The sequence below is a fragment of the Ancylobacter sp. genome (genome assembly GCF_965249975.1).
GTDB lineage: Bacteria > Pseudomonadota > Alphaproteobacteria > Rhizobiales > Xanthobacteraceae > Ancylobacter.
The window spans coordinates 36,497-62,540 of sequence record NZ_CBDFNE010000004.1 but is presented as its reverse complement, the minus strand read 5'-3'; the positions used below and the strand labels follow the sequence as shown (position 1 = coordinate 62,540).

At 67.0% G+C, this 26,044-nt stretch carries 28 protein-coding genes; 17 read left to right on the top strand and 11 right to left on the bottom strand.

The genetic code is table 11. The features are described 5' to 3' along the window. Nucleotides 1-24: 24 nt before the first annotated feature. Genes ACP2AH_RS04920 through ACP2AH_RS04910 form a run of 3 tightly spaced genes read left to right on the top strand, consistent with a single transcriptional unit; the run spans nucleotide 25 to nucleotide 2,407 of the window. On the top strand, nucleotides 25-405 hold the full coding sequence (locus ACP2AH_RS04920; RefSeq protein WP_425104791.1) for a response regulator: 381 nt from the start codon (nucleotides 25-27) through the stop codon (nucleotides 403-405). Next, entirely contained in the window at nucleotides 402-1,598 is a 1,197-nt protein-coding gene (locus tag ACP2AH_RS04915; protein ID WP_425104790.1) for a protein-glutamate methylesterase/protein-glutamine glutaminase, read from the top strand. Before ACP2AH_RS04920 ends, ACP2AH_RS04915 begins: the two co-directional genes overlap by 4 nt. After that, complete coding sequence (locus ACP2AH_RS04910) at nucleotides 1,595-2,407, top strand: CheR family methyltransferase (RefSeq protein ID WP_425104789.1); 813 nt, start codon at nucleotides 1,595-1,597, stop codon at nucleotides 2,405-2,407. Before ACP2AH_RS04915 ends, ACP2AH_RS04910 begins: the two co-directional genes overlap by 4 nt. A 135-nt stretch (nucleotides 2,408-2,542) precedes the next feature. On the opposite strand, the gene ACP2AH_RS04905 is transcribed toward ACP2AH_RS04910, so the two are convergent. The 6 genes from ACP2AH_RS04905 to ACP2AH_RS04880 all read right to left on the bottom strand — a co-directional run bounded on the left by ACP2AH_RS04905 (nucleotide 2,543) and on the right by ACP2AH_RS04880 (nucleotide 8,953). Beyond that, nucleotides 2,543-3,478 (bottom strand): acetamidase/formamidase family protein, encoded by a 936-nt coding sequence (locus tag ACP2AH_RS04905; protein WP_425104788.1) that lies wholly within the window; start codon nucleotides 3,476-3,478, stop codon nucleotides 2,543-2,545. Between the two features lie 32 nt (nucleotides 3,479-3,510). Beyond that, nucleotides 3,511-4,203 (bottom strand): urea ABC transporter ATP-binding subunit UrtE, encoded by a 693-nt coding sequence (urtE, locus tag ACP2AH_RS04900; RefSeq protein WP_425104787.1) that lies wholly within the window; start codon nucleotides 4,201-4,203, stop codon nucleotides 3,511-3,513. A gap of 2 nt (nucleotides 4,204-4,205) precedes the next feature. Then, entirely contained in the window at nucleotides 4,206-4,934 is a 729-nt protein-coding gene (gene urtD, locus ACP2AH_RS04895) for an urea ABC transporter ATP-binding protein UrtD (protein ID WP_425104786.1), read from the bottom strand. After that, the gene (urtC, locus tag ACP2AH_RS04890; protein WP_425104785.1) at nucleotides 4,934-6,028 is read right to left on the bottom strand and encodes an urea ABC transporter permease subunit UrtC; all 1,095 of its coding nucleotides are present in this window, start codon (nucleotides 6,026-6,028) and stop codon (nucleotides 4,934-4,936) included. Before urtC ends, urtD begins: the two co-directional genes overlap by 1 nt. Further along, complete coding sequence (urtB, locus tag ACP2AH_RS04885; protein WP_425104784.1) at nucleotides 6,025-7,632, bottom strand: urea ABC transporter permease subunit UrtB; 1,608 nt, start codon at nucleotides 7,630-7,632, stop codon at nucleotides 6,025-6,027. Before urtB ends, urtC begins: the two co-directional genes overlap by 4 nt. A gap of 70 nt (nucleotides 7,633-7,702) precedes the next feature. Next, a complete protein-coding gene (locus ACP2AH_RS04880; RefSeq protein WP_425104783.1) occupies nucleotides 7,703-8,953 on the bottom strand; it encodes a transporter substrate-binding protein in 1,251 nt (416 codons plus the stop codon). Between the two features lie 402 nt (nucleotides 8,954-9,355). Between ACP2AH_RS04880 and ACP2AH_RS04875 the strand changes: the two genes are divergently transcribed. From ACP2AH_RS04875 to ACP2AH_RS04855, 5 genes are all read left to right on the top strand, one after another. Then, nucleotides 9,356-9,751 (top strand): transposase, encoded by a 396-nt coding sequence (locus ACP2AH_RS04875; protein WP_425104782.1) that lies wholly within the window; start codon nucleotides 9,356-9,358, stop codon nucleotides 9,749-9,751. A 273-nt stretch (nucleotides 9,752-10,024) separates the two neighbouring features. Beyond that, on the top strand, nucleotides 10,025-11,047 hold the full coding sequence (locus tag ACP2AH_RS04870) for an ABC transporter substrate-binding protein (protein ID WP_425104781.1): 1,023 nt from the start codon (nucleotides 10,025-10,027) through the stop codon (nucleotides 11,045-11,047). Then, on the top strand, nucleotides 11,044-11,865 hold the full coding sequence (locus ACP2AH_RS04865) for an ABC transporter ATP-binding protein (RefSeq protein ID WP_425104780.1): 822 nt from the start codon (nucleotides 11,044-11,046) through the stop codon (nucleotides 11,863-11,865). Before ACP2AH_RS04870 ends, ACP2AH_RS04865 begins: the two co-directional genes overlap by 4 nt. Nucleotides 11,866-11,875: 10 nt before the next feature. Next, nucleotides 11,876-12,727, top strand: a complete 852-nt coding sequence (locus tag ACP2AH_RS04860) for an ABC transporter permease (RefSeq protein WP_425104779.1) — start codon at nucleotides 11,876-11,878, stop codon at nucleotides 12,725-12,727. Nucleotides 12,728-12,763: 36 nt separating this feature from the next. Beyond that, complete coding sequence (locus ACP2AH_RS04855) at nucleotides 12,764-13,687, top strand: acetamidase/formamidase family protein (RefSeq protein WP_425104778.1); 924 nt, start codon at nucleotides 12,764-12,766, stop codon at nucleotides 13,685-13,687. 53 nt (nucleotides 13,688-13,740) lie between these two features. Here ACP2AH_RS04855 and ACP2AH_RS04850 read toward each other — a convergent pair whose 3' ends face one another. From ACP2AH_RS04850 to ACP2AH_RS04835, 4 genes are read right to left on the bottom strand one after another with little or no spacing between them, the layout of a single operon-like run. Then, nucleotides 13,741-14,460: an SDR family NAD(P)-dependent oxidoreductase gene (locus tag ACP2AH_RS04850; protein WP_425104777.1), complete on the bottom strand. Its 720-nt coding sequence runs from the start codon at nucleotides 14,458-14,460 to the stop codon at nucleotides 13,741-13,743. A 3-nt stretch (nucleotides 14,461-14,463) separates the two neighbouring features. Beyond that, nucleotides 14,464-14,904 carry a GlcG/HbpS family heme-binding protein gene (locus tag ACP2AH_RS04845; protein WP_425104776.1) on the bottom strand — a complete coding sequence of 147 codons (441 nt, stop codon included), beginning with the start codon at nucleotides 14,902-14,904 and terminating at the stop codon, nucleotides 14,464-14,466. Between the two features lies 1 nt (nucleotide 14,905). Beyond that, nucleotides 14,906-15,805, bottom strand: coding sequence for an NAD(P)-dependent oxidoreductase (locus tag ACP2AH_RS04840; protein ID WP_425104775.1), 900 nt, complete (start codon nucleotides 15,803-15,805; stop codon nucleotides 14,906-14,908). 5 nt (nucleotides 15,806-15,810) lie between these two features. Beyond that, nucleotides 15,811-16,623: an alpha/beta fold hydrolase gene (locus tag ACP2AH_RS04835; RefSeq protein ID WP_425104774.1), complete on the bottom strand. Its 813-nt coding sequence runs from the start codon at nucleotides 16,621-16,623 to the stop codon at nucleotides 15,811-15,813. Between the two features lie 335 nt (nucleotides 16,624-16,958). Here ACP2AH_RS04835 and ACP2AH_RS04830 point away from each other — a divergent pair, with 335 nt between their 5' ends. The 9 genes from ACP2AH_RS04830 to ACP2AH_RS04790 all read left to right on the top strand — a co-directional run bounded on the left by ACP2AH_RS04830 (nucleotide 16,959) and on the right by ACP2AH_RS04790 (nucleotide 25,145). Further along, complete coding sequence (locus tag ACP2AH_RS04830) at nucleotides 16,959-17,912, top strand: cyclase family protein (protein ID WP_425104773.1); 954 nt, start codon at nucleotides 16,959-16,961, stop codon at nucleotides 17,910-17,912. A 78-nt stretch (nucleotides 17,913-17,990) separates the two neighbouring features. Continuing rightward, a complete protein-coding gene (locus ACP2AH_RS04825) occupies nucleotides 17,991-18,923 on the top strand; it encodes a 3-keto-5-aminohexanoate cleavage protein (RefSeq protein ID WP_425104772.1) in 933 nt (310 codons plus the stop codon). Nucleotides 18,924-18,926: 3 nt separating this feature from the next. After that, the gene (locus tag ACP2AH_RS04820; protein WP_425104771.1) at nucleotides 18,927-19,928 is read left to right on the top strand and encodes a Gfo/Idh/MocA family protein; all 1,002 of its coding nucleotides are present in this window, start codon (nucleotides 18,927-18,929) and stop codon (nucleotides 19,926-19,928) included. Nucleotides 19,929-19,939: 11 nt separating this feature from the next. Next, the gene (locus ACP2AH_RS04815) at nucleotides 19,940-20,716 is read left to right on the top strand and encodes an SDR family oxidoreductase (protein WP_425104770.1); all 777 of its coding nucleotides are present in this window, start codon (nucleotides 19,940-19,942) and stop codon (nucleotides 20,714-20,716) included. A gap of 254 nt (nucleotides 20,717-20,970) precedes the next feature. After that, nucleotides 20,971-21,999, top strand: coding sequence for an ABC transporter substrate-binding protein (locus ACP2AH_RS04810; protein WP_425104769.1), 1,029 nt, complete (start codon nucleotides 20,971-20,973; stop codon nucleotides 21,997-21,999). Then, nucleotides 21,996-22,829 carry an ABC transporter ATP-binding protein gene (locus tag ACP2AH_RS04805; RefSeq protein WP_425104768.1) on the top strand — a complete coding sequence of 278 codons (834 nt, stop codon included), beginning with the start codon at nucleotides 21,996-21,998 and terminating at the stop codon, nucleotides 22,827-22,829. The genes ACP2AH_RS04810 and ACP2AH_RS04805 overlap by 4 nt, the downstream gene beginning before the upstream one ends. Beyond that, nucleotides 22,829-23,626: an ABC transporter permease gene (locus ACP2AH_RS04800; RefSeq protein WP_425104767.1), complete on the top strand. Its 798-nt coding sequence runs from the start codon at nucleotides 22,829-22,831 to the stop codon at nucleotides 23,624-23,626. Before ACP2AH_RS04805 ends, ACP2AH_RS04800 begins: the two co-directional genes overlap by 1 nt. After that, on the top strand, nucleotides 23,626-24,471 hold the full coding sequence (locus ACP2AH_RS04795; protein WP_425104766.1) for an ABC transporter permease: 846 nt from the start codon (nucleotides 23,626-23,628) through the stop codon (nucleotides 24,469-24,471). The genes ACP2AH_RS04800 and ACP2AH_RS04795 overlap by 1 nt, the downstream gene beginning before the upstream one ends. Continuing rightward, nucleotides 24,468-25,145, top strand: coding sequence for a hypothetical protein (locus ACP2AH_RS04790; protein ID WP_425104765.1), 678 nt, complete (start codon nucleotides 24,468-24,470; stop codon nucleotides 25,143-25,145). Before ACP2AH_RS04795 ends, ACP2AH_RS04790 begins: the two co-directional genes overlap by 4 nt. Before the next feature lie 5 nt (nucleotides 25,146-25,150). On the opposite strand, the gene ACP2AH_RS04785 is transcribed toward ACP2AH_RS04790, so the two are convergent. Continuing rightward, the gene (locus ACP2AH_RS04785; protein ID WP_425104764.1) at nucleotides 25,151-26,023 is read right to left on the bottom strand and encodes a polysaccharide deacetylase family protein; all 873 of its coding nucleotides are present in this window, start codon (nucleotides 26,021-26,023) and stop codon (nucleotides 25,151-25,153) included. Between the last annotated feature and the right edge of the window lie 21 nt (nucleotides 26,024-26,044).

The following is a 26,044-nucleotide window of genomic DNA, read 5'->3' as shown; positions in this document are numbered from 1 at the left end:
GGGACGGAGCCGGGAACGAAGCCGATGAAGACGTTTCTTGTCGTTGACGACTCCAGTGTGGTGCGCAAGGTCGCGCGGCGGATGCTGGAAGAATGGGCGTTCGAGGTCGACGAGGCCGAGAACGGCGCCGTGGCGCTCGTGCGCTGCCGCCAGCAGATGCCGGACGGCATCCTGCTCGACTGGAACATGCCGGAGCTCACCGGCGTCGAATTCCTGGAGCAGCTGCGCAACGAGGCCGGCGGCACCGCGCCGCGTGTGGTGTTCTGCAGCACCAATAACGATGCCTCCCACATCGCCTCGGCCCTCTCGGCCGGTGCGGACGAGTACATCATGAAGCCGTTCGACGCGGACATCCTGCGGGAGAAGCTTGTCGAGGTCGGTCTGCTGGAGGAAGAGCCCACATGACGCTCGCACGCCCCCCGGGGGCCCCCGCAACGCCGGCGCAGGCGCAGCCTTCCGGTCCGCCGATCAAGGTGATGATCGTCGACGATTCGGTGTTCATGCGCGGCATCCTGAGCAAGTGGCTCGGCGAATCCGGCGAGTTCGCTGTGGTCGGCACCCATCCCAATGGCCGCCGCGCCGCCGACGATGTCCAGAGTTCGCAGCCGGACGTGGTCATCCTCGATCTCGAAATGCCCGACATGGACGGCCTCACCGCCCTGCCGCTCATTCTTGAGCGCAAGCCCAACACCGCGGTGCTGGTCGCCTCGGCGCTGAGCCGTCGCGGCGCAGAAGTCAGCCTGCGCGCGCTCACCCTCGGCGCGGCGGACTATCTGCCGAAGCCCGACAGCGCGCGCGGCCCGGTGGCGGCGGAAGAATTCCGCACCGAGCTTCTGGCCAAGGCCCGCAGCCTCGGCCAGCGCGTGCGCCGCCGCTCCATGCCGCGCCCGCCGGTCGGCTCGACGGCCGGCACACCCGCTGCCGGCACGCCCGCGACGGCCCCGGCCGCCGCCCCGGCGAAGATTCCCGGCCTCGGCCGTACCGACGGCAAGCTGCGCGCCTATTCGCGCATGCCGCCGGCTCTCCTCGCCATCGGCAGCTCCACGGGCGGGCCGCAGGCGCTGACCAAGCTGTTCGCCGATATCGGTCCCTTCATCAGCCGCGTGCCGGTGCTGGTGGTGCAGCACATGCCGCCCACCTTCACCGCCATCCTTGCCGAGCACATCGCCCGCGCCTCGGGTCGTCGCTGCGCCGAAGGGCGCGACGGGGAAGACCTCGTCGCCGGCCAGATCTATGTCGCGCCGGGCGGCCTGCACATGGACGTGGTGCAGAGCGGCGGCGTGAGCCGGATCCGCCTCATGGACAGCGCGCCGGTGAATTTCTGCAAGCCCGCCGTCGATCCGATGTTCGAATCGGTCGCCGGCATCTATGGCGCCGCGGCGCTGAGCGTCGTGCTCACCGGCATGGGCAGCGACGGCGCGCGCGGCGCGCTGAAGATCGCCGATCTCGGCGGCAGCGTCATCGCCCAGGACGAAGAAAGCAGCGTGGTCTGGGGCATGCCCGGCGCCACGGCGGCGATCGGCGCCTGCGCCGGCATTCTGCCGCTGGTGGAGATCGGCCCACGGGTCAACCGGCTGCTTACGGGAGGCCGTGAATGATCGCGCCTGTCGAATTCGACTTCCTCCGTCGCTTCCTCAAGGAAAAATCCGGTCTCGCCCTCTCTGACGACAAGCATTACCTGCTGGAGACGCGGCTCGACCCGGTGATGCGGAAGGCCTCGATCCCCAATGTGACGCGGCTTGTCGCTGCCCTGCGCGAGCGCGGCACCTCCCCGCTGGCCGAGGCGGTGATCGAGGCGATGACGACGAACGAGTCGCTGTTCTTCCGCGACAAGCGGCCCTTCGAACAGCTTGCCTCGCTGATCCTGCCGGGCATCGTCTCGCGTCGCCCGCCGGGCCAGCCGCTGCGCATCTGGTGCGCCGCCGCCTCGACCGGGCAGGAGCCCTATTCCATCGCCATGCTGCTGCGAGACAATGAGCGGCTGCTCGGTGGAAGGCGGGTGGAGATCATCGCCACCGATCTCTCCGGCGAGGTGATCGACCGGGCGAAGGAGGGTCTCTACACCCAGTTCGAGGTGCAGCGCGGCCTGCCGGTGCAGTATCTGCTGAAGTGCTTCAACCAGGAGGGCGACATGTGGCGGATCAATGCCGACATACGCTCCATGGTCCGCTTCTCCCGGCTGAACCTGCTGCAACCCTTCGGCCATCTCGGGCAGTTCGACATCGTGTTCTGTCGCAACGTGCTGATCTATTTCGACGCGCCGACGAAAAGCGACGTGCTGAGCCGCATTGCCAGCGTCATGGCGCCGGACGCCTATCTCGTGCTCGGCGGCGCCGAGAGCGTGCTCGGCCTGTCCACCGAGCTGGTGCCCGGCAGCCAGCACGGCTTCTACATCCGCAAGAACTGATCCGGCTCCGGCCGTCGCGGCGTCCCCGGCCCTGCCGGGGAAGGACGACGCGCGCCCGGACCGGGCAGGGCCGGCAAGCCGCACACAAGGAAGCCGCCCCCGCGGGCGGCTTCCGTTCTCACGCCCGGCGCGGCGTCACAGCAGCGATTTGCGCAGCAGCATGTGCACGCCCTTATTGCCGTCCACCATCTGCGTCACCCGCAGATTTCCCGCCAGCGAGCACAGCATATAGGCCTGGTTGCGCGAGAGATTGGTGCGCTCGCACACATGCTTGACCATCTCGCGCGTCGCCTGCTTGGCGGCGTCATCGAGATCCTCGTCGAGGCCGATCGACATCAGATGCGTTGCGCTCTCGGCGAAGGGCCAGTCGAGCGCCATGTCCTTGCGCACGGTCAGGCGGAACGTGCCGGTGACGCCGGTTTCCAGCGCGGTGATGCACACCTCGCCATCGCCCTGCACGCCGTGGCCGTCGCCGGCGAAGAACAGCGCGCCCTCGTTGAAGACAGGCAGATAGAGCGTGGTGCCGGCGCGCAGTTCCTTATTGTCCATATTGCCGCCAAAGGCGCGCGGCACCGGCGAGCCGCAACGCCCCCAGGCCGGCGGCGGGGCGGTGGCGATGATGCCGAAGAAGGGGTCGAGCGGAATCTCGGTGCCCCAAGGCATGATGCAGACATTCTTGGCGTGGTCGACCACCGGGTGGATGGTCTCGTAATCGGTGAACTCGTCCGGCAACGTGCCGAGCAGCGGCAGGATGGAGACGAAGCCCCAATCCTGGCGCACCTTCACGTCGAGAATGTCGACCTGCAGCGCGTCGCCGGGCTTGGCGTCCTTCACATAGATCGGGCCGGTGATGAAATGCGGGCCCGGCCCCTGCGGCAGCGTGTCGAGCGCCAGCCGGTAATCGTCCGGAACCGGCAGGGTCTCGGGCAGCGTCTCCTTGCCGCCGGCAGGGAAGGAATGCAGCGTGACCACATCCCCCGAGGCGACTTCGAGCACGGGCGGGGTCTGGCTGTCGAGATAGCCCCAGACCATGTTTTCCGGCGTGGCCGGGATTTCAAAGCGGCGCGACATGGGGAACTCCTGATGCGAGGCGCGAGCGCGTGTCAGACGGCGATGAAGCGGGTGAGATGGGCGCGGCTCATCGCCTCGGCGCGGCCGCGCTCCACCACGGCCCCGCGCGAGAGGATGAGGAAAGCGTCGGCGGTCTCGATGGCGAAGTCGAGATATTGCTCGACCAGCAGGATGGAGAGCCGGCCCTTCAGCGCGCGCAGCACCTCGCCGATGGCGGCGACGATGTTGGGCTGGATGCCCTCGGTCGGCTCGTCGAGGATCAGCACGCGCGGCCGTGTGACGAGGGCGCGGGCAATGGCGAGCTGCTGCTGCTGCCCGCCCGACAGCGCGCCGCCGGGGCGCTTCCACATCTCGGCCAGCACCGGGAACAGGCTCACCGCCTCCTCCATCGCCGCCGTGCCATAGGTGCCATGGGCCCGGGCGGCGGCCTCGATGTTCTCGCCCACCGTCAGTTCCGAGAAAATCTCACGGCCCTGCGGCACATAGGCGATGCCGGCGCGGGAGCGGCGATTGGGCGACCAGCCGGTGATATCCGCGCCGTCGAGCAGCACCCGCCCCGCGCTCGGCGCGATCAGCCCCATCACGCATTTGAGCAGCGTGGTCTTGCCGGCGCCGTTGCGGCCGAGAACGGCCAGGCACTCGCCCGGCGCGATCTCCAGCCCCACCTGCCGCAACACCTGCGAGGAGCCGTAATGCTGGTCGAGTGCCTCGATACGGAACTGCATGCTCAGCGCCCCAGATAGACCTCGATGACGCCGGCATCGGCGCGGACCTTGTCCATCGGCCCTTCGAACAAGGTGCGGCCCTCATGCAGCACGGTGACGCGGTCGGCGATGCGCTCGACGAAATCCATGTCGTGTTCCACCACGATGATGGCGCGGTCCGGTCGGTTGAGCCGTCGCACCAGCTGGGCCGTGCGCTCGGTCTCCTCATCGGTGAGGCCGGCGACCGGCTCGTCCAGCATCAGCACCTTGGGGTCGGAGGCCAGCACCATGCCGATTTCCAGCCATTGCTTCTGGCCATGGCTGAGCTGACCGGCAAGGTGGGTGGCGTGCCCGGCGAGGCCGACCGTCTCCAGCACCTCGCTCACGCGGTCCTCCAGCGCCGGCGCGTCGAGGGCGCGGCGAAAGCCGGCATCGGCGCCGATGGCGATGTGCTGGCGCACGCTCAGCCCCTCGAACACGCTGGGCTTCTGGAACTTGCGGCGGATGCCGGCGCGGGCGATGGCGGATTCGCTGGCCTCTGTGAGGTCGAACGCGCCGTCGAACAGAACCCGTCCCTCCTTCGGCCGCGTGATGCCGGAGATGACATCCAGCAGCGTGGTCTTGCCGGCGCCATTGGGGCCGATCACCGCGCGCACCTCGCCATAATCGATGGCGAGCGACAGGTCGTCGATGGCGCGGAAACTGCCGAAGCGCACGGTGAGGCCGTCGACAAGGAGAGCGGTGACCGCCATCAGCGCCCCTCCTCCAGCGCGGCCGCCGCGCGGCGCGGCCCGAAGGGGCGGACGAGTTTGAACGTCGCCAGATCCATCAAGCCGTTGGGGAAGACAAGCACGACGAGCACGATCAGGCCGGAGAGAATGAACGGCCAGATGTCCGGCGCGGCGAAGGACAGCCAGAACTTCACCGCATTGACCAGCAGCGCCCCGATCACCGCGCCGACGAGATGGCCGCGCCCGCCAATCGCCACCCAGACCGCGATTTCCAGCGACAGTTCCGGCGAGAGCACGCGCGGATTGATGATGCCGACCTGCGGCACATAGAGCATGCCGGCCAGCATGGCGATCAGCGCCGAGAGGCACCACACGCCGAGCTTGAGCCGCAGCGTCTCATAGCCCAGCGTGCGCAGGCGGGTCTCGTCGTCGCGCGTCGCCAGCATCAGCGCGCCGAAACGGCTGCCGACGAGCAGGCGGCAGCCGACCAGCACGCCGGCCAGCACAAGCAGCGAGGCGATGGCGAGCGCGGTGATCATGCCTGATGTGCCCATCGGCCAACCGAACAGCACGGCAAAGCCGGTCATGCCGTTATTGCCGCCAAAGCCGGTGTCGTTGCGGAACATCAGCAGCATGGCGACATAGACCAGCGCCTGGGTGATGATGGCGAAATAGACCCCGCCCACCCGCGAGCGGAACGACACATAGCCGAAGATGCCGGCGATCAGCCCGGTGACCGCCACGGCGACACACAGCGCATAGGGAAAGAACTCGAACCCGGCCCAGTAGAAGGGGAAGTCCTTCCAGCCCATGAACTGCAGGAAGTCCGGCACCGTCCCCGTCACCACGAAGGAGTGCTTGAGCAGGTACATGGCCATGACATAGCCGCCAATGGCGAAGAACAGGCCATGACCGAGCGACAAGATGCCGAGATAGCCCCAGATGAGATCGAGCGCGAGCGCCAGCACGGCGAAGGCGGCGAGCTGGCCGATGGCGTTGGCGAGGTAGCGCGACAGCGCGAATTGCGTGCCGGCGAGCAGCCCCATCGCCAGCGCCACGGCGACCAGCGCCAGAACCAGCGCGAGGAAGGGACGGTCCTTGGACAGCGGCATCATTTGCGGCGCCCCTTCACGGCGAACAGCCCTTCCGGCCGCCATTGCAGGAAGCCGATGATCATCAACAGCACGATCACCTTCGCCGCCACCGCACCCCACAGCGGCTCGATCAGCACGTTGATCTGGCCGATGCCGAGCGCGGCCACCACCGTGCCGGCGATGGTGCCGACCCCGCCGAGCACCACGACCATGAAGGCGTCGACGATGAAGTTCTGGCCCATTTGCGGATTCACCGAATAGATCGGCGACAAAGCGAGGCCCGCCAGCCCCGCAAGGCCGGAGCCGAGGCCGAAGGCCATCATGTCGACGCGGCGGGTGGGAATGCCGATGCAGGCCGCCATGTCGCGGTTCTGCGTCACCGCGCGAATGTTGAGGCCGAGCGGCGTCTTGCGCACCACCGCCCAGGTCAGCGCCAGCGTCACCACGGCGAAGAGAATCGCGAACATGCGGTTCCAGGTGAAGATGAAGTCGCCGATCACAGGCACGCCGCCGGTGACATAGAACGGCGTCTCGAATTGCAGGTTCTGCGTGCCGAACAGCACGCGCACCAGGTTCATCAGGAACAGGCTCACCGCCCAGGTGGCGAGCAGGCTCATCAGCGGGCGCTTGTAGAGATGGCGCAGCAGGCTCGCTTCGAGCGCGATGCCGATGGCGGCGGTGACAAGGAAGGCGACCGGGATGGCGAGCACGAGATACCAGTCGAGCAGGCCGGGCGCGAGGCTGCGCAGCCCCTGCTGCACCAGCCACGTCACATAGGCGCCAATCATGATCAGTTCGCCCTGGGCGAGGTTGATCACCCCCATCAGCCCGAAGATGATGGCGAGGCCGATGGCGGCCATGAACAGGATCGAAGCGAAGCTCACGCCATTATAGAGCGTCGCCAGCGCGTCCCCCAGCGCGATGCCGCGCTCGACCTTGGCGATGCCGGAATCCACCGCTTGGCGGAACGCCGTGTCCGAGGCATAGGCGGCATCGCTTTTCAGCCCGGTGAGCTGGGTCAGCGTGCGGCGGTTCGGGTTCTCGGCGAGGCGGGCGATGGCGGCGAGCCGCAGGGCAGGATCGGCGGCATTCAGCGCGGCGCTCTGGGCGAGGTTCTCGATCTGCGCCTTCAGCCCGGCATCGGTCTCGGCCTGCGCGGCACCCTCCAAAAGGCCCGCCGGGATCAGCGCCGGGCGGCGTTCCAATATCTTCAGCGCCGCCGCCCGCGCACCGACGTTTGGCGCCATGCGCAGCGTGAAGGCGGCGTCGGCGAGTTCATAGACCGGGCGGTTCTTCAGGCTCAGCAGCGGCGTGCGCGGCGTGCCTTGCGCGGCGCGCGGCGCGCCGGTGACGGCATCAATCCCACCACCCGCGAGTACGGCACCGGCCTCGTCGCAGGCGAGCGTGCGGTCGATGGCGGCGCGCGGCAGCGGCGCCGCCCAGGCGCGGTCAGCCGCGTCGCCGCCGGCCGCGAGAGCGGCAAGCGCCGTGCCCGCCTCGCCCATCGCCCCGGCATCGCCGCACATCTTGGCGACGAGCCCGGCGCGGTCCAGCGTCGCAGCCTGCACCGCGACGGGCAGGACCGAAACCAAGCCGGCAAAGACAAGCCAGAACCAGTGTTTCATGCGGAAACTCGAGACGGCCGCCCTCCTGCGAGGGCAGCCGTTTCTTCGGTCGGGAGGGACGGGAAGGCACTCAGCCATAGGGGCTGAACGGCACGGGCTTCGGCGTGTCCTTGGACTGCCAGAGAATGTCGAAGCCCTGCTTGTCGTTGACCGAGCCGATGAACACGCCGCGGGCGACGTAATTGTTCTCCCCGGTCATCGAGATCTTGTAGCCCGACGGGCAGTCGAAGCTCAGGCCGGCGAAGGCCTTGGAGACTTCCGGCACGTCGAAGGAACCGGCCTTCGCGGCCGCCATGGCCCACAGATGCACCGAGTCATAGGCCGACACCATCGGGTCGATGGAGACTTCGCCGCTGAAGGGCACGTTCTTGGCCTTCACATAGGCCGCCCAGTTCTTCAGGAACGCCTCATTGGCCGGGCCCTTGGCGTTCTGCAGATAGGCCCAGCAATTGAGGTGGCCGACCAGCTTGGAGGTGTCGAGGCCCTCAAGATCGGCCTCCACCATGTCGAGGCCGAGCACCGGAATATCGGTGGCGAGAATGCCCTGATTGGCGAATTCGCGCATGAAATCCGGGATCGAATTGCCGACCACGGTGAGGATCACCACCGGCTGGCCGCCGCCCTCATCGGCGAAGGCGCGGATCTGGTTGACCAGCGTCTGGAAGTTGGAGAAGCCGAAGGGGACATATTCCTCCTTCCACGCGCTCTCCTTGATGCCCTTGGACTTGAAGTAGCCCTTGAGCTGCTTGTTGATGGTGCGCGGCCACACATAGTCCGAGCCGAGCATGAAGAAGCGCTTGGCGGAGACGCCCTCGTCGCCCATCAGATAGTCCACCGCCGGCAGCACCGAGCTGGCGGGGGGCGAGTTCACATAGACGACGTTCTTGGAGTTCTCGTCGCCCTCGAAATGCAGGGGGTAGTAGAGCAGCCCGTTCTCCTGCTCGACCACCGGCAGCACGGTCTTGCGCGACACCGAGGTCCAGCAGCCGAACAGCGCCGCGACCTTTTCCTGCTGCAGCATCTGCTTGGCGGACTGGGCGTAGAGCGGCCAGTCGGAGGCGGGATCGGACACCAGCACCTCGATGGTGGAGCCGTTGACGCCGCCCTTGGCGTTGATCTCGTCGGCCGCCATCTTCACGACATAGTTCAGCCGGCCTTCCAGATTGGCCATGGTGCCGGAGGAGGAGAACAGGCAGCCGAGCTTCACCGGGCCGGCGGCGCGGGCACTGCGCAGATAGGCCGGCATGGCGAGGGGAGAAGCGAGGCCGGCGGCCGCAACGCCACTCGCCTGCAGGAAGGAACGCCGCGAGAACTTGACCATGGGACGGACACCTCGATGAGCGGAAGATGCCGCGAATTCTGTTGAACCCCCGTCCCGGCGCAACTTCATATAATGTTCAGCCCTGCCCAATGGCGCGGCACCGGGCCTGCCCTCGCGCCGTTTCTGGCAGGATTGCCACTTGCGGGCGCGCAACTCTCCTCGCCCGCGACCGCACGGGCCGGGGCGGCAACCGCCCGCACCATCCCATGCGGCCAAGCAACCGGGCCAGCTGTGACGCGGCGCAGGATTTCAGTCGCCGGGCGGGGCGAGACGCGGTACTGTGCCCATATTAAGCGCATGCTTATCTGATGTGCGGCTGACGGCCGCCGCGCCAGATGACCGGCTTGGGGTGTGGGGACAGGTTCGACCGTTCGATCCGTCGACATTCATGAGGACGATCCGATGCGACGTTCGCAGTTCACCGAAAGCGAGATCATCCACCTGATCCAGGAGGCGAATGCCGGCGTGCCGGTGGACGAGATCTGCCGCACCGCCCAGGTCTCGCTGCGCACCTTCTACCGCTGGCGCCGCCGCTTCGGCGGGCTGAGCGCGCCGGCGGTGATGCAGATGAAGGAACTGGAAGCCGAGAACCGCCGGCTGCGGGCGCTGGTGTCGAACCTGTCGCAGCAGTTGCACGAACCCCCGCGCACCGAACCGCCCGGCGAGCGGCCGCACCGGCCCGGCCGCCTTCCCTTGCCGGCCGGCGCAATGCCGCCGCACCGCGCCTCGATGCTGGCGGCGGAGCGGTGTGGCGGCGCGGTGGTCGGTCGCTTTGCCGCGGTGCGCGTCAGCCGCTGAGGCGCTGCCGCTTGTTTAGGCGCGCCAAATGGCAAAACTGACAGAATGATCCGGACCGCGCGGCGGAAATAATCATTCCGCCGACCGCGTGTGCGCGGCGCGGCCGCGAATGCTGCGACAGCATCTCCCATCCGCTCCTCTCGGTGGTGCAGCAAGAACATGCCGCCCCTCGCGGCAGATTACTGCGCTCTATTTGCGCTTGCGCCACGCGGCACCCGGTCTTTTCCTTTCCGCCGAGGCTCATGCGGCATTCAGCACGGTGGAGAGCAACCCATGTCCCGGATCACAACCGACGGCTTCAATCGTCGCGGCTTCCTCAAGACCTCGGCCCTGATCGGCGGCGGCCTCATCGCCGCGCCCTATCTCGGCGGGCGCGCCAGCGCCGCGGCGCTGAAGACGGTGAATTTCAGCGAGGCGGTGCATAATCTCGGCTACATCAATCTCTATGTCGGCATGCATTCCGGGATCTTCGAGAAGAACGGCCTCGACATGAAGGTCTCCGCCGCCGGCGGCGACACCCAGACCTTCGCCGCCGTGCTCGGCGGTTCCGCCGATTTCGCCATTGGCGATGCCACCATGGCGCAGATCTCGCGCGAGAATGGCGGTCCCGGCGTCGTGGTCGGCACGGTGGTGCAGCGCGCGCATTATTTCGGCGTGTCGAAGACCATGGAGCCCTTCACCGACCCGATGGCGCTGAAGGGCAAGAAGGTGGTCACCTCGCCCGAGCCCAACACCAATTATTCCGTCACCAAGCGCATGGTGGAAAAGGCCGGCATGAAGCTCGGCACCGATGTCACCATCGTGCCGGTCAATCCCGGCACCGAGATCGGCGCCATGCTCGCCGGCCAGGCCGATATGGCGGTGGCCTATCAGCCGAGCGTCGCCGCGGCCGAAGCCCAGGGCTCCAAGGTGGTGTTCGACTTCTCCAACTATATCGGCCCGTTCTGCAACACCGGCATCATGGTGCTGCCCTCCACCATCGCCAAGGACCCGGCCATGGTGCAGGCGCTGGTGACCTCCTTCGAGGAAGCCTCGCGCAAGACCTATGCCGACCCCGCCTTCGCCAAGAAGGTGGCGCGGCTCGAATTCCCCGACCTGCCGGGCGAGGTGGTCGACAAGGCGATCGACGCCGAGCTGAAATACCTCATCCCGGCGCAGTCGGTGATCACCAAGCCGGACCAGTGGGCCAATCTGATGGACATGCAGCTCTATCTCGGCAACATCAAGGGCACGGTGAAGTTCGACGAAATCATCGACAATTCCTTCGCCGAGAAAGCCATCAAGCAGCTCGGGTGAGCGCGGTGGCACCCCCCGCCATCGCGGGAGGGGCGGCCGCGCCGGCTGGCGCGCCGCCTCTCGTCGTCGAGCACGTGGCCAAGAGCTACGACGCGGACGGGCGCATCGTGCCCGTCATCGGCGATCTTTCGCTGAACCTGAACGAGGGCGAGATCGTCGCCATTGTCGGCCCTTCCGGCTGCGGCAAGACCACGCTGCTCAACACGCTGTGCGGGCTCATCTCCGCCGATGCCGGGCGCATACGCTGGCACGGGCGGGAGATTTCCGGCCAGCCCGCCGGCGTCGGCTACATGCTGCAGAAGGATTTGCTGCTGCCGTGGCGCACCGCGCTGCGCAACGTCATGCTCGGGCTGGAAATACGCGGCGTGCCGCTTTCCGACGCCGAGGAGCGCAGCCATGTGGTGCTCGACAAGCTCGGCCTGCACGGCTTCGCCGAGCATTACCCCACCACCTTGTCCGGCGGCATGCGCCAGCGCGTGGCGCTCGCGCGGACCCTCGTCAACGAGCCGGACGTGCTGCTGCTGGACGAGCCCTTCGCCGCGCTCGATTTTCAGACCAAACTGCTGATCGAGAGCGACACCGCCCGGCTGGTGCGGGAGAGCCGCCGCTCGGTGCTGCTGATCACCCATGACATCGAGGAGGCGGTCTCCATCGCCGACCGCGTCATCGTGCTGACCAAGCGGCCGACGCGGGTGAAGGCGGTGTACGACATCGCGCTCGACAGCGACCGCACCGACATGATCGCCGCCCGCGAGAGCCCCGGATTCGTCGACTATGTCCGACGCATCTGGGCTGATCTCGACGTGGCGCGGAACTAGGAGGAGCGGCATGGACGCATCCACCCGCTTCATTTCCGCCGACACACGCGCCGCCGACGACCACGCGGCGGCGCGCCTCGCCGCCCACCGGCGCGCCCGCCGGCGGGCCACGGCGCTGGTGATCCTCACCCAGATCGCCCTGCTCGCCGCCTTCATCGCCTTCTGGGAATACATGACCGCCTTCGACCGGCAGGCGGCCTTCATGTTCGGCTCGCCCTCGGCCATCGCCGGCTTCCTCGTGACCATGGCCAGCGACGGCAGCCTGTGGCGCGACACCTATGTCACCGGCGTCGAAACGCTGCTGGGCTTTGCCGTCGGCAATGTCATCGGCACGCTGATCGGCCTGTCGCTGTGGTATTCGCGCTTCGTCTCCCGCGTCATCCAGCCCTTCGTCATCGCGCTCGGCTCGATCCCGATCATCGCGCTGGCGCCGATCATCATCATCTGGTTCGGCACCGGGCTGATGTCGAAGATCGCTATGTCGACGCTCTCGGTGGTGATCGTGGCGCTGGTCACCTCCTACAAGGGCGCCATCGGGGTCGACGAGGACCAGATCAACCTGATGCGCACGCTCGGCGCCTCGAAATTCCAGATCTTCCGCAAGCTGGTGGTACCGGCCTCGCTCACCGACATTTTCGCCGGGCTGAAGCTCACCGTCGGCTTCGCGCTGATCGGCGCCATTGTCGGCGAGTTCATGTCCTCCTCGGAAGGGCTCGGCCACGCCATCTTCAAGGCCGGCTCGCTCTACATCATCCCGAAAGTGTTCGCCGCGCTGGTCGCCACCATCGCGCTTGCCCTTCTCCTCACCTTCATCGTCGGCAAGGTGGAAAAGCTGCTCATGCCCTGGCGCCGCCTCGGCTGAGCCGCCCCCCTGCCCCCAGTGCCCAACGGAGTGACCATGACCCAGCGCGTCGCCAAAGAAGGCAACATCAAATACGCCCTCTCCGCCGCCGATGCCTTCATCGCCCGCGTCGCGCCCGGCGAGACCTTCATCGTCGAGTGCGCCATCAACGCCAATGACGGCACCATCCGTCATGTCGGCCAGCAACTGACCGAGGCCGACGTGACCCTGCCCTTCGTCAACGGCGCCACCGGGCCGATCGAGGTCGCGGGCGCCAGGCGAGGCGACATGCTGGTGCTGGAGATTGTGAAGATGGAGGTCGACACGCTCGGCTTCACCGCGCTGTGGCCCGGCATCGGCATGTTCCCGGACTGGGTGCGGCAGAAGGAGTTCGGCCTGCGCACCCATGTGGTGGAGATCAAGGACGGGCTCGTTCACTGGAGCGACAAGGTGAAGCTGCCCATCCGCCCGATGATCGGCGTCGCCGGCGTCGCCCCGGTGCATGGCGCGGTGCTCACCGTGGACAATGGCACCCATGGCGGCAATCTCGACGTGCAGGAGATCACCGCCGGCAACAAGGTGATGTTCCGCGTCAACCATGACGGCGCCCATCTCTTCCTCGGCGACTGCCACGCGCTGCAGGGCGATGGCGAGGCCAATGGCATGGGCGCCATCGAGGTGGCGGCGACGCTCACCGTGCGGGTGACGCTGGAGACGGCCCCGGCGCGGCTCACCCATCCGCGCATCGAGACGCCGACGCATATCTGCACGCTCGGCTGCGCCCGCCCGCTGGAGGACGCGATGCGCACCGCCTTCCAGGAGATGATCTACTGGCTGGAGGACGACTACGGGATCCCGGCGGCGGAAGGCTACATGCTGCTCGGCCAGATCGCCGAGGCCCGCTGCACCCAGGTGGTGAACCCGAAATACACCTATATCTGCAAGGTCGACAAAGCGATCCTCGCCCAGTTCGCGGCGTGATCGGTGCACAGCGGCGGCTGTCACCGCCAGCCGCCGCGTTTGGCACACGCGCTCTACCGCGCCGTCCAGCCTCCATCGACACGCAGGCTGTCGCCGGTGATGAAGCGCGCCCCCGGCGACACGAGGAACAGGATGCCCTCCGCGATATCCTCGGGCGTCGGTAGCTCGTTCAGCGGCACCATGTCGTAGACGAAGCGCCGGAACTCGGCATCCTCGAACATGCCGTGGGTCATCGGCGTCATCACGAAGGTCGGCGCGATCGCGACGACCCGGATGCCGCGCGGGGCGAGTTCCACCGCCATCGCCTTGGTCAGCCCCTCCACCGCATGCTTGGTCATGCAGTAGACGGTTCGCTTGGGCGAGCCGACATGGCCCATCTGCGAGGACATGTTGACGATCACAGCCCCTTGGCCCATCGCCCGCGCCGCGGCCCGCGCCACCCGGTAGACCGAGCGGATATTGAGGTCGATCATCCAGTCGAGCGTCTCGTCATCGACATCGACCATCAGCTTGGGACGATTGCCGCCCGCATTGTTGACGAGAATGTCGAGATCGCGCATCGCCTCGATCCGCGTGAGCAAGGCCGCATCGCGCACATCCGCGGCCCAAGCTTCAATGCGTCCGCCGCCTTCCTGCGCGAGTTCGTCGAGATCGGCCTGCGTACGGGCAACCGCGATCACCTTGGCCCCCGCCTTCGCCAGGGCGAGCGCCGTCGCCCGCCCGATGCCGCGGCCGGCGCCGGTGACCAGCGCCGTCTTGCCCTGGAGCCGCATGGTTCAGCGCTCCTCGGTATCCGCGACGAGACCGGCCGCCTCGATGCCGGCGACCGCGCAGAATTCGTCGACATCCGAGGTATCGCCACTGATGCCGACCGCGCCGATGATCGGTCCGTCCGCGCCGGCGCGCACCAGCACGCCGCCGGGCACCGGCACCATCCGACCATCGGTCGCCGCGGCGAGCGCGGTGAAGAAGCCGGGCATCTTCGCCGCGCGCACCGACAGGCCCCGCGAGGAAATGCCCATGCCCAGGGCGCCCCAGGCCTTCCCGAAGGCGATGTCGAACCGCGCGATCCCGCTGCCGTCCTCGCGGCGCACCAGCGTCACATGACCGCCGGCGTCAAGAACCACCACGGTCAGTGGCTTGGCGTCGCGCCGCCGGCCGTCCTCCAGGGCGACACGGCCGATCACATCGGCCTGAGCCAGAGTGAGATTACCCATGTCACTCTCCCTTGTCGTGCGGCGCGGTCATGCCCTTGAGCACGGCGAACAGCGAGGCGGTGTCCTGCTTGCCACGGCCCTCCGCCAGCGCCGCGTAATAGAAGGGCAGGCTCGCCGCCATCAGCGGGGTGGGCGTGCGCATCTCGCGGGCGAAGTCCATGATGAGCTGCAAATCCTTGATGTAGATGTCCATCTTCATCGTCGCCGGTTCGTAGCGGTTCTCGATCATCATGGGCGCGCGCACGTCGAACATGCGCGAACCGCCGGCCCCGGGACGGATGGCGTCATAGACAAGGTTGAGATCGAGGCCCGCGCGCTCGGCGAGCAGCAGCGCTTCGGCGGTCGATAGATTGTGGATCGTGACCAGCAGGTTCGCGATGTATTTCAGCTTCATTCCGGTTCCGAAACTGCCGCAATAGCGCACGTCTCGGGCGAAGGCGCCGAATGACGCCTCAACCTTCCGGAATGCGGCCTCGTCGCCGCTGGCATAGATGGAAAGGTCGCGTCGTGCCGCCTGCGCGCCGGTGCCGCTCACCGGGCAATCGAGCACATCGGCGCCCTTCGCCGCCAGCGCAACGCGGCACGCCTCTTTCGCCTCGATCGGCAGGGTGCCCATCTCGCAGGCCACCGCTCCGGGTCGAATGGTGTCGGCGATCTCGGCCGTCACCGTCTCCAGTGCCTTCACCGAGGGCAGGGCGAGCAGGAGAATATCGGCGCCCGCCGCCACCTCCCCGGCCGAGCCGACCGGCTGGCCACCCTGCTCTGCCAGCGCGGTCCTCGCGTCGTCGGCGACATCGGTACCGATCACCCGAAAGCCGTCCGCCAGCAGATTAGCGGCATAGGCCGAACCCATAATGCCGAGACCGATGATGCCGACGGTCCCTTTGGTCTCGCTCGTCACGCGTCTCACTCCGCCGCTTGTCGGGAAATGTCGAGAAAATCGCCGACCGCCCGGTTGAAGCCGGCCACGTCTTCCATGTTCGCGATATGCGCGGCGGCCGGCAGCATGTCGAACCGCCCGCGCGGCGTTTCCGCCGCCATCTGACGCATCGCGTCGGCCGGCGCGGCGCCATCCTCGGCACCGACGAGGTAGAGCGTCGGCGGCGCCATGCGCTTGAGATGACGCAGATAATCGAGCCCCTTCAGAGCGTTGGCGCAGCCGATATAGCCGACCGGCGAGGTCGACAGCACCATGCGTGCCGCGCGATCGACGACTTCCGGCCGCGTCTCGCGCGTCGCGGCGGTAAACCAGCGCTCCAGGGTGCCCGAAAGGATCGCCGCCATGCCGCCGGCTTCCACCGCCGCGATCCGCTGATCCCAGCCCGCCACAAAAGGCGGCGGCGCATCGGCGCGCGCATCGGCGCAGATCAGCCGGCCGACGCGCTCGGGATAGCGCAGGCCAAGCCCCAGCGCCGTCATGCCCCCCATCGACAGACCGAGAATATCCGCCTGTTTGATGCCGAAATGGTCCATGACCGCGACGAGATCGCCGATGAGAATGTCGAAGCTGTAGGGCCCGGCCGGCGCCGAACTCTTCCCATGGCCGCGGGTGTCGTAGCGCAACACACGGTAGCTGCGGGTGAGGAACGGGATCTGGTCGTCCCACATGCTGAGATCGGCGGCGAGCGAGTTCGACAGCACGATCCAGGGCAGATGCGTCGCCCCATCGATGCGCACGGCGATCTCGGCATCGCCTGAAATGACGAAGTCGGTCGTCATGGGCGGCTCCTCTCCAACTGTGAGTGCCGGGGCGTTTGCCGCCTCCGGTCCGGGTGAACGCTAGCGACCTCCCCGTCGGGCTCGAAACCATGAGTTCTGATCCGGTCGATCATCAATGCTGATCGCCCGCGCCCTTGGCTCCGGCCCGCGGTGAGCGATTGACAAAACCGTCACGCCACCCTGATATTTATCGAACGATAAACAAACCGCACGGGTTTGAAAAGCCCGCACGTGATTGGCCCCGGCGGGAAAGTGCCTCCGCGTGCCTGCCCTGCCGCCCGGCCGACGCCGGTTCTCCCGGCCGGCGATCAAGAACCAGAAAAGAGAGGAAACCCATGAACATCAATGTCGGCCTTGCCGCCATCGAAGAGGCCTCCCGCACGCTCTCCAACTGGGGGCGCTGGGGCAAGGACGATCACAGCGGCACCCTCAATCACATCACGCCGCAGGACATCGTCGACGCCGCCGGGCTCATCAAGACCGGCCGGGTGTTCTCGCTCGGCATCCCGCTCGACCGCGAAGGGCCGCAAAACGGCCTGTTCGGCGGACGCTTCAATCCGATCCACCAGATGCTCGCCACCGGCACCGATGCCATCACCGGCCAGCAGGACTGGAACAAGATCCGCTATGCCGACGACACGCTGAATCTGTGCGTGCAGGGCGCCACCCATTGGGATGCGCTCGGCCACATCTTCTATGAGGACAAGGCCTATAATGGTCACGACCCCCGTCACATCAATGCGCGCGGTCTCAACGTTCTCGGCATCGAGCACTCCAAGTCGAAGATGAACGGGCGCGGCGTGCTGCTCGACATCGCCCGTTTCCGCGGCGTCGGCTGGCTGCAGGACGGCGAATCCATCTCGAATGACGAACTTGACGCCTGCGCCAGAAAGCAGGGCGTCGACATCCGCCGGGCCGATTTCGTGATCTTGCGCACCGGCCAGATGGAACGCTGTCTCGCCGAGGGCGAATGGGGCGGCTATGCCGGGGGCGACGCGCCGGGCGTGAAGTTCGAGAATTGCTACTGGTGCCACGAGAAGGAGATCGCGGCGATCTGCTCCGACACCTGGGGCGTCGAAGTGCGGCCGAACGAAACCACCGAGGCCAACCAGCCCTGGCACTGGGTGGTGATCCCCGCCATGGGCCTGTGCATGGGCGAGATCTTTTATGTCAAGGAACTCGCCGAGGACTGCGCCCGCGATGGCGTCTATGAGTTCTTCTTCTGCGGTCCGCCGCTGATCATCACCGGCGGCACCGGCTCGCCGATCAATCCGCAGGCGATCAAATAGCGCCGCCGCCTCGGCCAATATCGCAGGGCGGCGCAGACCCGCGCCGTCCCCTCGCTGCTCGCATCATTGGAGCCAATCATGGCTGCCGCCCGCAAGGTCATCGTCACCTGCGCCTGCACCGGCGCGATCCACACGCCTTCCATGTCGCCGCATCTGCCGATCACGCCGGACGAGATCATCGCCGACGCCATCGGCGCCGCTGAAGCCGGTGCCGCGATCCTGCATCTTCACGCCCGCGACCCGGAGACCGGCAAGCCGGACCAGACGCCCGAGGCGTTCGGGCGTTTCCTGCCGCAGCTCAAGCAGCGCACCTCGGCCGCCATCAACATCACCACGGGCGGCAGCCCCTATATGAAGGTCGAAGAGCGTGTGCTGCCGGCGGCGCACTTCAAGCCGGAGGTCGCCTCGCTCAATATGGGGTCGATCAATTTCGGCCTGTACCACCTGCTCGACCGCTACAAGGACTTCAAGTTCGCGTGGGAGCGCCAGCATCTGGAAGCGACGCGGGATCTGGTTTTCCGCAACTCCTTCAAGGACATCGAGTACATTCTCGAGACCTGCTATGGCAATGGCACGCGCTTCGAGTTCGAGTGCTACGACATCGCCCATCTCTACAATCTCAAGCATTTCCTCGATCGCGGCCTGGTCAAGCCGCCGCTCTTCGTGCAGTCGGTGTTCGGCATTCTCGGCGGCATCGGCACGCATCCCGAAGACATCATCCATATGAAGCGCACGGCCGACCGGCTGTTCGGCGACCAGTATCGCTGGTCGGTGCTCGGCGCCGGGGCCTCGCAGCTTCGGGTCGCCGCCATGGCCGCCTCTATGGGGGCCAATGTCCGCGTCGGGCTGGAAGATTCGCTGTGGCTCGGGCCGGGCGAACTCGCGCCTTCCAGCGCCGCGCAGGTGCGGAAGGCACGGCAGATCCTCGAAGGCATGGGTCTTGAACTCGCCACGCCCGATGAGGCCCGCGACATGCTCGCGCTCAAGGGCGCGGACCAGGTGGATTTCTAGACCATGCTGCGCACCGCGATCATCGGGCTCGGCCGCTGGGGCCAGTCTCTCGTGGGTTCTGTCCAGGGGAAAAGCGACCTCATCCGCTTCACCTGCGCCGCGACCGGGACCCGCGCCAAGGCAGAGGGCTTCGCCGCCTCCGCCGGCATCGAACTCAAGGACAGTTTTGAGGCCGTGCTGGCCGATCCCTCGGTCGAGGCGGTGGTGCTGGCGACGCCGCATCTCCAGCACGCCGAGCAGGTCGCGCGGGCGGCCGAAGCGGGCAAGCACATCTTCGTCGAAAAGCCCTTCACCCTGACGAAGGTGAGCGCCGAGCGAGCCGTCGCCGCGGCGGCGCGCGCCGGCGTGACGCTGGCGCTCGGCCATAACCGGCGCTTCCATCCCAACATGCACCGATTGCGGGCTCTCGTGCGGGCGGGCGAACTCGGCACGCCGCTGCATGGCCATGGCGAAATGGCCTCGCCGACCGGCCTGTTCCTGCCGCCCGGCGGGTGGCGCACCGATCCCGATCAGTCGCCGGCCGGCGGAATGACCGGGCTTGGCATCCACCTCGTGGATGGCATGATCGACCTGTTCGGCGCGGTGGAGGCCGTCGCCTGCCAGAGCGTTCACCGCGCCGCGCCCTCGGGCGCCGAGGATACAACCTCGGTGCTGCTGCGCTTCCGGAGCGGGCAGACCGGCTCGCTGCTCGCCTTCACCACCGCGGCGCCGACCTATCGCTTCATGGTCGCCGGCTCGGCCGCCACCGCGACCATCACCGGGGCGACGCTGGACAGTTTCAGCCTGCAGCCGGTGCCGACCGCCTCCGGGGTGCCGGCGGCGCCGACCACGCACGACACGGTGGCCGGCTTCGATACGTTGCGGGCCGAACTCGACGCTTTTGCGCAGGCCGCCCAAGGCGGCACGCCTTATCCCCTGACACCCGCAGAGATGATCCACGGCGTCGCGGTGCTGGAAGCCATCATTGCCGCCGTCGGTACGGACCGCTTCGTCACCGTCGCCTGAGGAGGCGTGCCATGCCTGTATCCGAAGTCCCTGCATCCGCCACGCCGCGCACCCTCATCGTCACGGGAGGCTCCAAGGGCATCGGCGCGGCCATCGCCCGTGCCGCGGGCGCCGCCCGTTATCGGGTCGCCCTCACCTACAAGGATGACGCAGCCGGCGCCGAAGCGGTTGCCGAGGCCGTCACGACGGCCGGCGGCGACGCATTCATCGTCAAGGCGGATGTCGCCGAAGAGGCCGACATCCTCGCGCTGTTCCGCACGGTTGATGCCCGTTTCGGCCCGCCCGACGTGCTGGTCAACAATGCCGGCGGTGTCGGTCCGCTCGGCCGCGTCGAGGCGATCACCGCCCGCGCGCTCACCGACATCATGGCCGTGAACGTCGTCGGCAGCTTCCTGTGCTGCCGGGAGGCGGTGAAGCGCATGTCGACGCGCCGTGGCGGGCGCGGCGGCCTCATCATCAACATGTCCTCGCGCGCCGCCGAACTCGGCGGTGCCGGCGAGTGGGTGCATTATGCGGCCAGCAAAGGCGCGGTGGACAGCCTCACCATCGGTCTCGCGCGCGAGGTGGCGGCGGAAGGCATTCGCGTCAATGCCGTCGCACCGGGTCTCATCGCCACCGATCTGCACGCCGCCGCCGGCGCGCCCGAACGGCTGGAGCGGCTCGGCCCGATGATTCCGATGCAGCGGCCGGGCACGGCAGGGGAAGTTGCCGATGTCGTGATGTGGCTGGCCTCGCCGGCCAGCGCCTATGTCACGGGCGCCATTATTCCCGTCGGCGGCGGGCGTTAGCCGGCAGCGCCATCCGCGCCTTACGGCTTGCGAACGATGACGAGATCATCTTGCATCGTTGACATGATCGAAAATCAGAGTGATTATCAATCGATAAATAAGCAGGAACTGCCGCGCGAAGAACCAGCGGCGGGTGACGCCAAGCCGACCGGGACGCTCGCCTCTCCCGCGCGGAGTCCGTGGGACGCCCCGATCTTCTCTGCTCAGAAACACGTGATCCGGCCAAAGCCCGGGCGCATCGGGAGAAAACGATCATGGCAACACGACGCGGCGCCTTGGCGCTCGCGGCCGCGACGGCGGCCCTCATCCTCGCCCCCGGCGGGTTGACCCCGGCAAAGGCCGACCCGGTCAAGATCCGCATCGGCTGGTCCACCATGCCGGGCCATCTCATTCCGGTGCTCTACAGCAAGCCGGACATCCTCAAATACTACGGCAAGAGTTACACGGTGGAGCCCATTCGGTTCCGCGGGTCCTCGCCGCAGATCACCGCCATGGCGGCGAACGAGATCGACATGGCCGCATTCGGCCCGTTGGTCCTCGCGCTCGCCGCGACCAATGCCCGGCTCGACGTGAAGGTGGTGGCCGACATCATTCAGGACGGGGTCGGCGACAGCCACAGCGAGACCTTCATGGTCCGCGCCGATTCCGGCATCAACAGCATCGCCGACATGAAGGGCAAGCGGGTCGGCACCAACGCCATCGGCTCGGCTTCCGACACCGGCATCCGCGCCATGTTCCGCAAGAACAACATGCAGGACAAGCGCGACTACACGATGGTCGAGGTCGCCTTCCCCAACATCCCGGCGATGCTGGATGAGAAGAAGATCGACCTCGGCACCGTGCTGCAGCCGATGTCGAAGCAGCTGCTCGCCACCGGCAATTACAAGGTGCTGTTCACCTCCAAGGATGCGATGGGGCCGTCGCAGCTCGTCTTTCTCGCCGCCAAGGGCACGTTCCTCGCGGACAACCGCCAGGCGCTGATGGACTTCTTCGAGGACCATGTGCGCGCCGTGCGCTGGTTCACCGATCCCAAGAACCATGACGAGGCGGTGAAGATCATCGCCAACTTCATGCAGCAGCCGCCGGAGTCGCTGAGCTACCTGTTCACCAACGAAGACTATTTCCGCGATCCCTTCATGGTGCCGAACGTGAAGGCGATTCAGGAAAGCATCGATATCGCGGTCGATCTCGGCCTCGCCCAGCGCGGCATCAAGGTCGATCCCGACTATGTCGACCTCAGCTTCGTCAAGGAGGCACAGAAGCGGATCGAGGCAAGCCAATGAGCAGGACCGACGCATCCGCCGCCCCGCGACAGGGCGCCCATCTCGCCAGCGGCATTTCGATCAGCGATGTGTCGCACAGCTACGGTGCGCAGGGCGGCAGCGGGGTACTGGCTCTGGACGGCATCAATCTCGAGATCGGCGATGGCGAGTTCCATTGCCTGCTCGGCCCCTCGGGCTGCGGCAAGAGCACGCTGCTCTATCTCGTCGGTGGCTTCATCCCGGTGCAGTCCGGGACGATCTCCACCGCCGCCGGCCTGGTGACGGCGCCGGGGCCGGACCGCAGCATCGTGTTCCAGAACTTCGCCCTGTTCCCGTGGAAGACGGTGAAGGACAATGTGCTCTACGGCCTGAAGAAAGCCGGCTACCCCAGCGCCGAACGCGAGCCGCGCGCCCAGCGCTATATCGACATGGTGCATCTCACCGGCTTCGAGAACGCCTATCCCTCGCAGCTCTCCGGCGGCATGCAGCAGCGCGCCGCCATCGCCCGCACGCTGGCGGTCGACCCGGGCATCCTGCTGATGGACGAGCCGTTCGGCGCGCTCGACGCGCAGACAAGGCGCGTGATGCAGGAAGAGCTGCGCGCGATCTGGCGCGAGAGCCGCAAGACCGTGGTGTTCGTGACCCATGACGTTCAGGAAGCGGTGTTCCTCGCCGACCGCATCTCGATCATGAGCGCGCGGCCGGGCCGCATCCAGCACGTCATCGATGTCAACCTGCCCAAGGATCGCGGCGAGGAGATCCTCGAAAATCGCGACTTCATCGGGCTCAGCGAGCACATCTGGCGTCTGGTGCGCGAGCAGGCGGTGGCCGCGACGCGGGGGGTGCACTGATGAGCGACATCTTCGCCGGCGGACGGCGATCCTCCGGCTTTGGCTATACCCTCATCGACACGGCCTTCCGCTTCTCGCCGCTGCTGCTGCTGGCGTTGTTCTGGGAGTTTCTCGGCCTCAGCGGCATCGTCTCGCAGCAGATGCTGCCCGGGCTCGGCGAGGTGTTTTCCGCCTTCGTCCAGATGCTGGTCAATGGCGACCTGCTCTACAACACCGCCCGCTCGATCAGCCGCGCGGCGGCAGGACTGGGCGCTGCGGTGATTGTCGGTGTGGTCATCGGGCTGATGATGGCGCAGTTCCGCCCCGCCCGGCTGCTGGTCAATCCGATCGTGCAGATCTTCTACCCCATGCCGAAATCCGCTCTGATCCCCGTCGTCATGATCTGGCTGGGCCTCGGGGATTCCTCCAAGATCCTGCTGATCTTTCTCGGCTGCCTGCTCCCGGTTGTGGTCGGGACGTATAATGGCGCGCGGGGCGTCAACCCGTTCCTGCTGTGGTCGGCGGCAAGCCTCGGTGCCTCGCGCTTCGACGTGCTGCGCGAAGTCGTGCTGCGCGGGGCGATGCCGGACATTCTCAACGGCTGCCGCACCGCGCTCGCCTTCTCCTTCATCCTGATGGTGAGCTCGGAATTCGTCATCGCCACCGATGGCGTCGGCTTCATGATTTCCTCGCTCGGCGACGGCGGACAGTATCCGGCCATGTTCGCCGCCATCTTTTTCGTCGCTGGCATCGGTTTCGCGGCAGATCGCCTCTACGCGATGTTCGCCCGGCGCTCGCTGCGCTGGAGGGAGGCGTGATGACCATGGCTCAGGCCCGCGACATCGCTCCCGACAGGCCCGCCAGGAAGGTGACGGCGCCGCGTCCGGCCGGCCCCCTCTCAGCGAAGACGGTCGACACCCTCGTTCAGATCGCGGTGGTCGCCCTGCTTGCCGGCATGTGGGAATTCGGCGCACGCTTCGGCGCGCTCAACCCGTTCCTGCTGCCGCCGCTCAGCGTGGTGCTGGGGCGGATCTGGGAGGATGTGCTCGCGGGCAACGTGCTGGTCGATCTCGGCCTCACCCTGTATCGCGCCTTGCTCGGCTTCGTCATCGGCGCGGCGATCGGCATTCCCGCCGGCATTGTGATGGCGCGTTCGGCAGTGATGCGCTGGTTCCTCGACCCGCTGGTTTCCATCGGCTTCCCGATGCCGAAGATCGCCTTTCTGCCGATCTTCATCCTGTGGTTCGACATTTACGACACCTCGAAGATCATCATGGTGTCGTTCTCCTGCTTCTTCCCGATCGTCGCGGCGACCTATGCCGGCTGCTCCGGCCTTGACAAATGGCCGATCTGGTCGGCCCGGTCGCTGGGCGCCAAGGAGTCCGCGTTGCTGTGGGAGGTGTATCTGCCCATGGCCATGCCGCAGATCATCACCGGCCTTCAGGTCGCCTTGCCGACCGGCATGATCACCACCATTGTCACGGAAATGCTGATGGGTGGACGCGGTGTGGGGGGCTCGATGATCATGGCCGGGCGCTTCGCCGACTCGGTCGGCGTGTTCGCCGGCATCGTCCAGATCATCCTTCTCGGTTTCATAGTGGTGAAGAGTCTCGAAATCGTCCGCCGCCGCCTGCTGATCTGGCATCCCGAGAGCCGGCGGTGACAGGCCGTCCCCCCACCCTGGCCGGCGCGCCGCCGCTCGTCGCCTATGGCGTCGCGAAGGCACCGGCCAATGGCTCCCTCGACGGTTTCCTCCGGATGCCCGTGCGTCCGGGGGAATTGCTGCGTCTCAACGACGAGGCGTTCGATCTGCCGCCGCCCGCGATCGGGCAGGAGAACACGCCAACGGATGTCCGGCTGGCCGAGCATCTGAAGCGGCTGGCCGGCGGGTGGAACCGCAGCGCCGGCCTGTTCATCGACTTCTATTTCGCGCATCTCCGCGCGATCATCGCTGGCCATCGCGAGGAGATCGGCGAGCGTTTAGGGGGGATGGCCGGGCTCTTCGTGCCGGAAGACGTGCTCTACGCCGCCCCCCTGCCGCTGCCGCGCGCACTGGTGCCGCTGGCTGCTGGGGTGCAGATCCCGGTGGACATGTTCCTGTGGCTTGGCGAGACCGCCGCGGCCGTGCTTTTCGAGCCCTCGGCCCTGCTCCCATCGGCCGAGCGCCGACGGCAGGAGCACCTCGCCGCGGCGGGAATAACCGTGCGCAGGATCAGCGCCGCCGATCTTAGCCGACCCGGCCTCTTCGCCGAACTGCTCGGCGAACGCGGCAACGGCTTCTGGCGCGACAATGTGCTGCCCATCGCGCCCGGAGCGCCCCGGCTGCCGAGCTTCTAAACCGATTACCGGCTCGCCGTGCGATACCAGTCGGCGATCGCCTCGCCGGTCATCATCGCCACCTGCGGCCGGGTGCGCACATAGTCCAGCAACTGTTCGAAATAGCCGATGCGGTGCGGCACGCCGGTAAGATAGGGGTGCGTGCTGATCGCCATCACCTTGGCGTTCTCCGCGCCCTCCTCCCACAACCGGTCGAACTGCAGCGTACAGCGGCGCAGAAAGGCGTCGGAAGGCTGATGCTGCACGGCATGCACGACGATGTCGTTGGTCTCCACCGAATAGGGGACCGACAGCATCGGCCCATGGGCGGTGGCGAGTTCCAGCGGCAGGTCGTCGATCACCCAATTGGCGACATAGCCGACGCCGGCCTCCTTCAGCAGGTCGAGCGTCGCATCGTTTTCGGTGAGGCCGGGACTTTCCCAGCCCGGCGGCGGGCGGCCGGTAAAATCACGGATCGCCTCCACCGTGTCGAAGATCGCTTTGCGCTGGTCCTCCGCATGATGCATGGGCTGCTGCACATAGCCGTGGCCCATGAACTCCCAGCCGGCATCGCGCGCCGCCCGCGCCACCCGCTCATAGGAACGGCAGACATGGCCGTTCACCGCGAAAGTGGCGCGAAGCCCGCGGGATTCGATGGCTTTAAGCAGCCGCCAGAAGCCGACCCGCATGCCGTATTCATGCCAGGCCCAGTTGGGCAGATCGGGCATCAGCGGCTGGCCCATGGGCGGCGGCAGCACGGTGCGCGGCATAGGCCGGGCGATGGACCATTCCTCGACATTGACGATGATCCAGACCGCGACGCGGGCATCATCGGGCAAATGCAGGCGCGGCCGGTCCGGAAAGGCGAGATAAGGCGCGCGGTCGCTGAGAAGGCTCATGCTGCGGCTCCGGGCATGGCA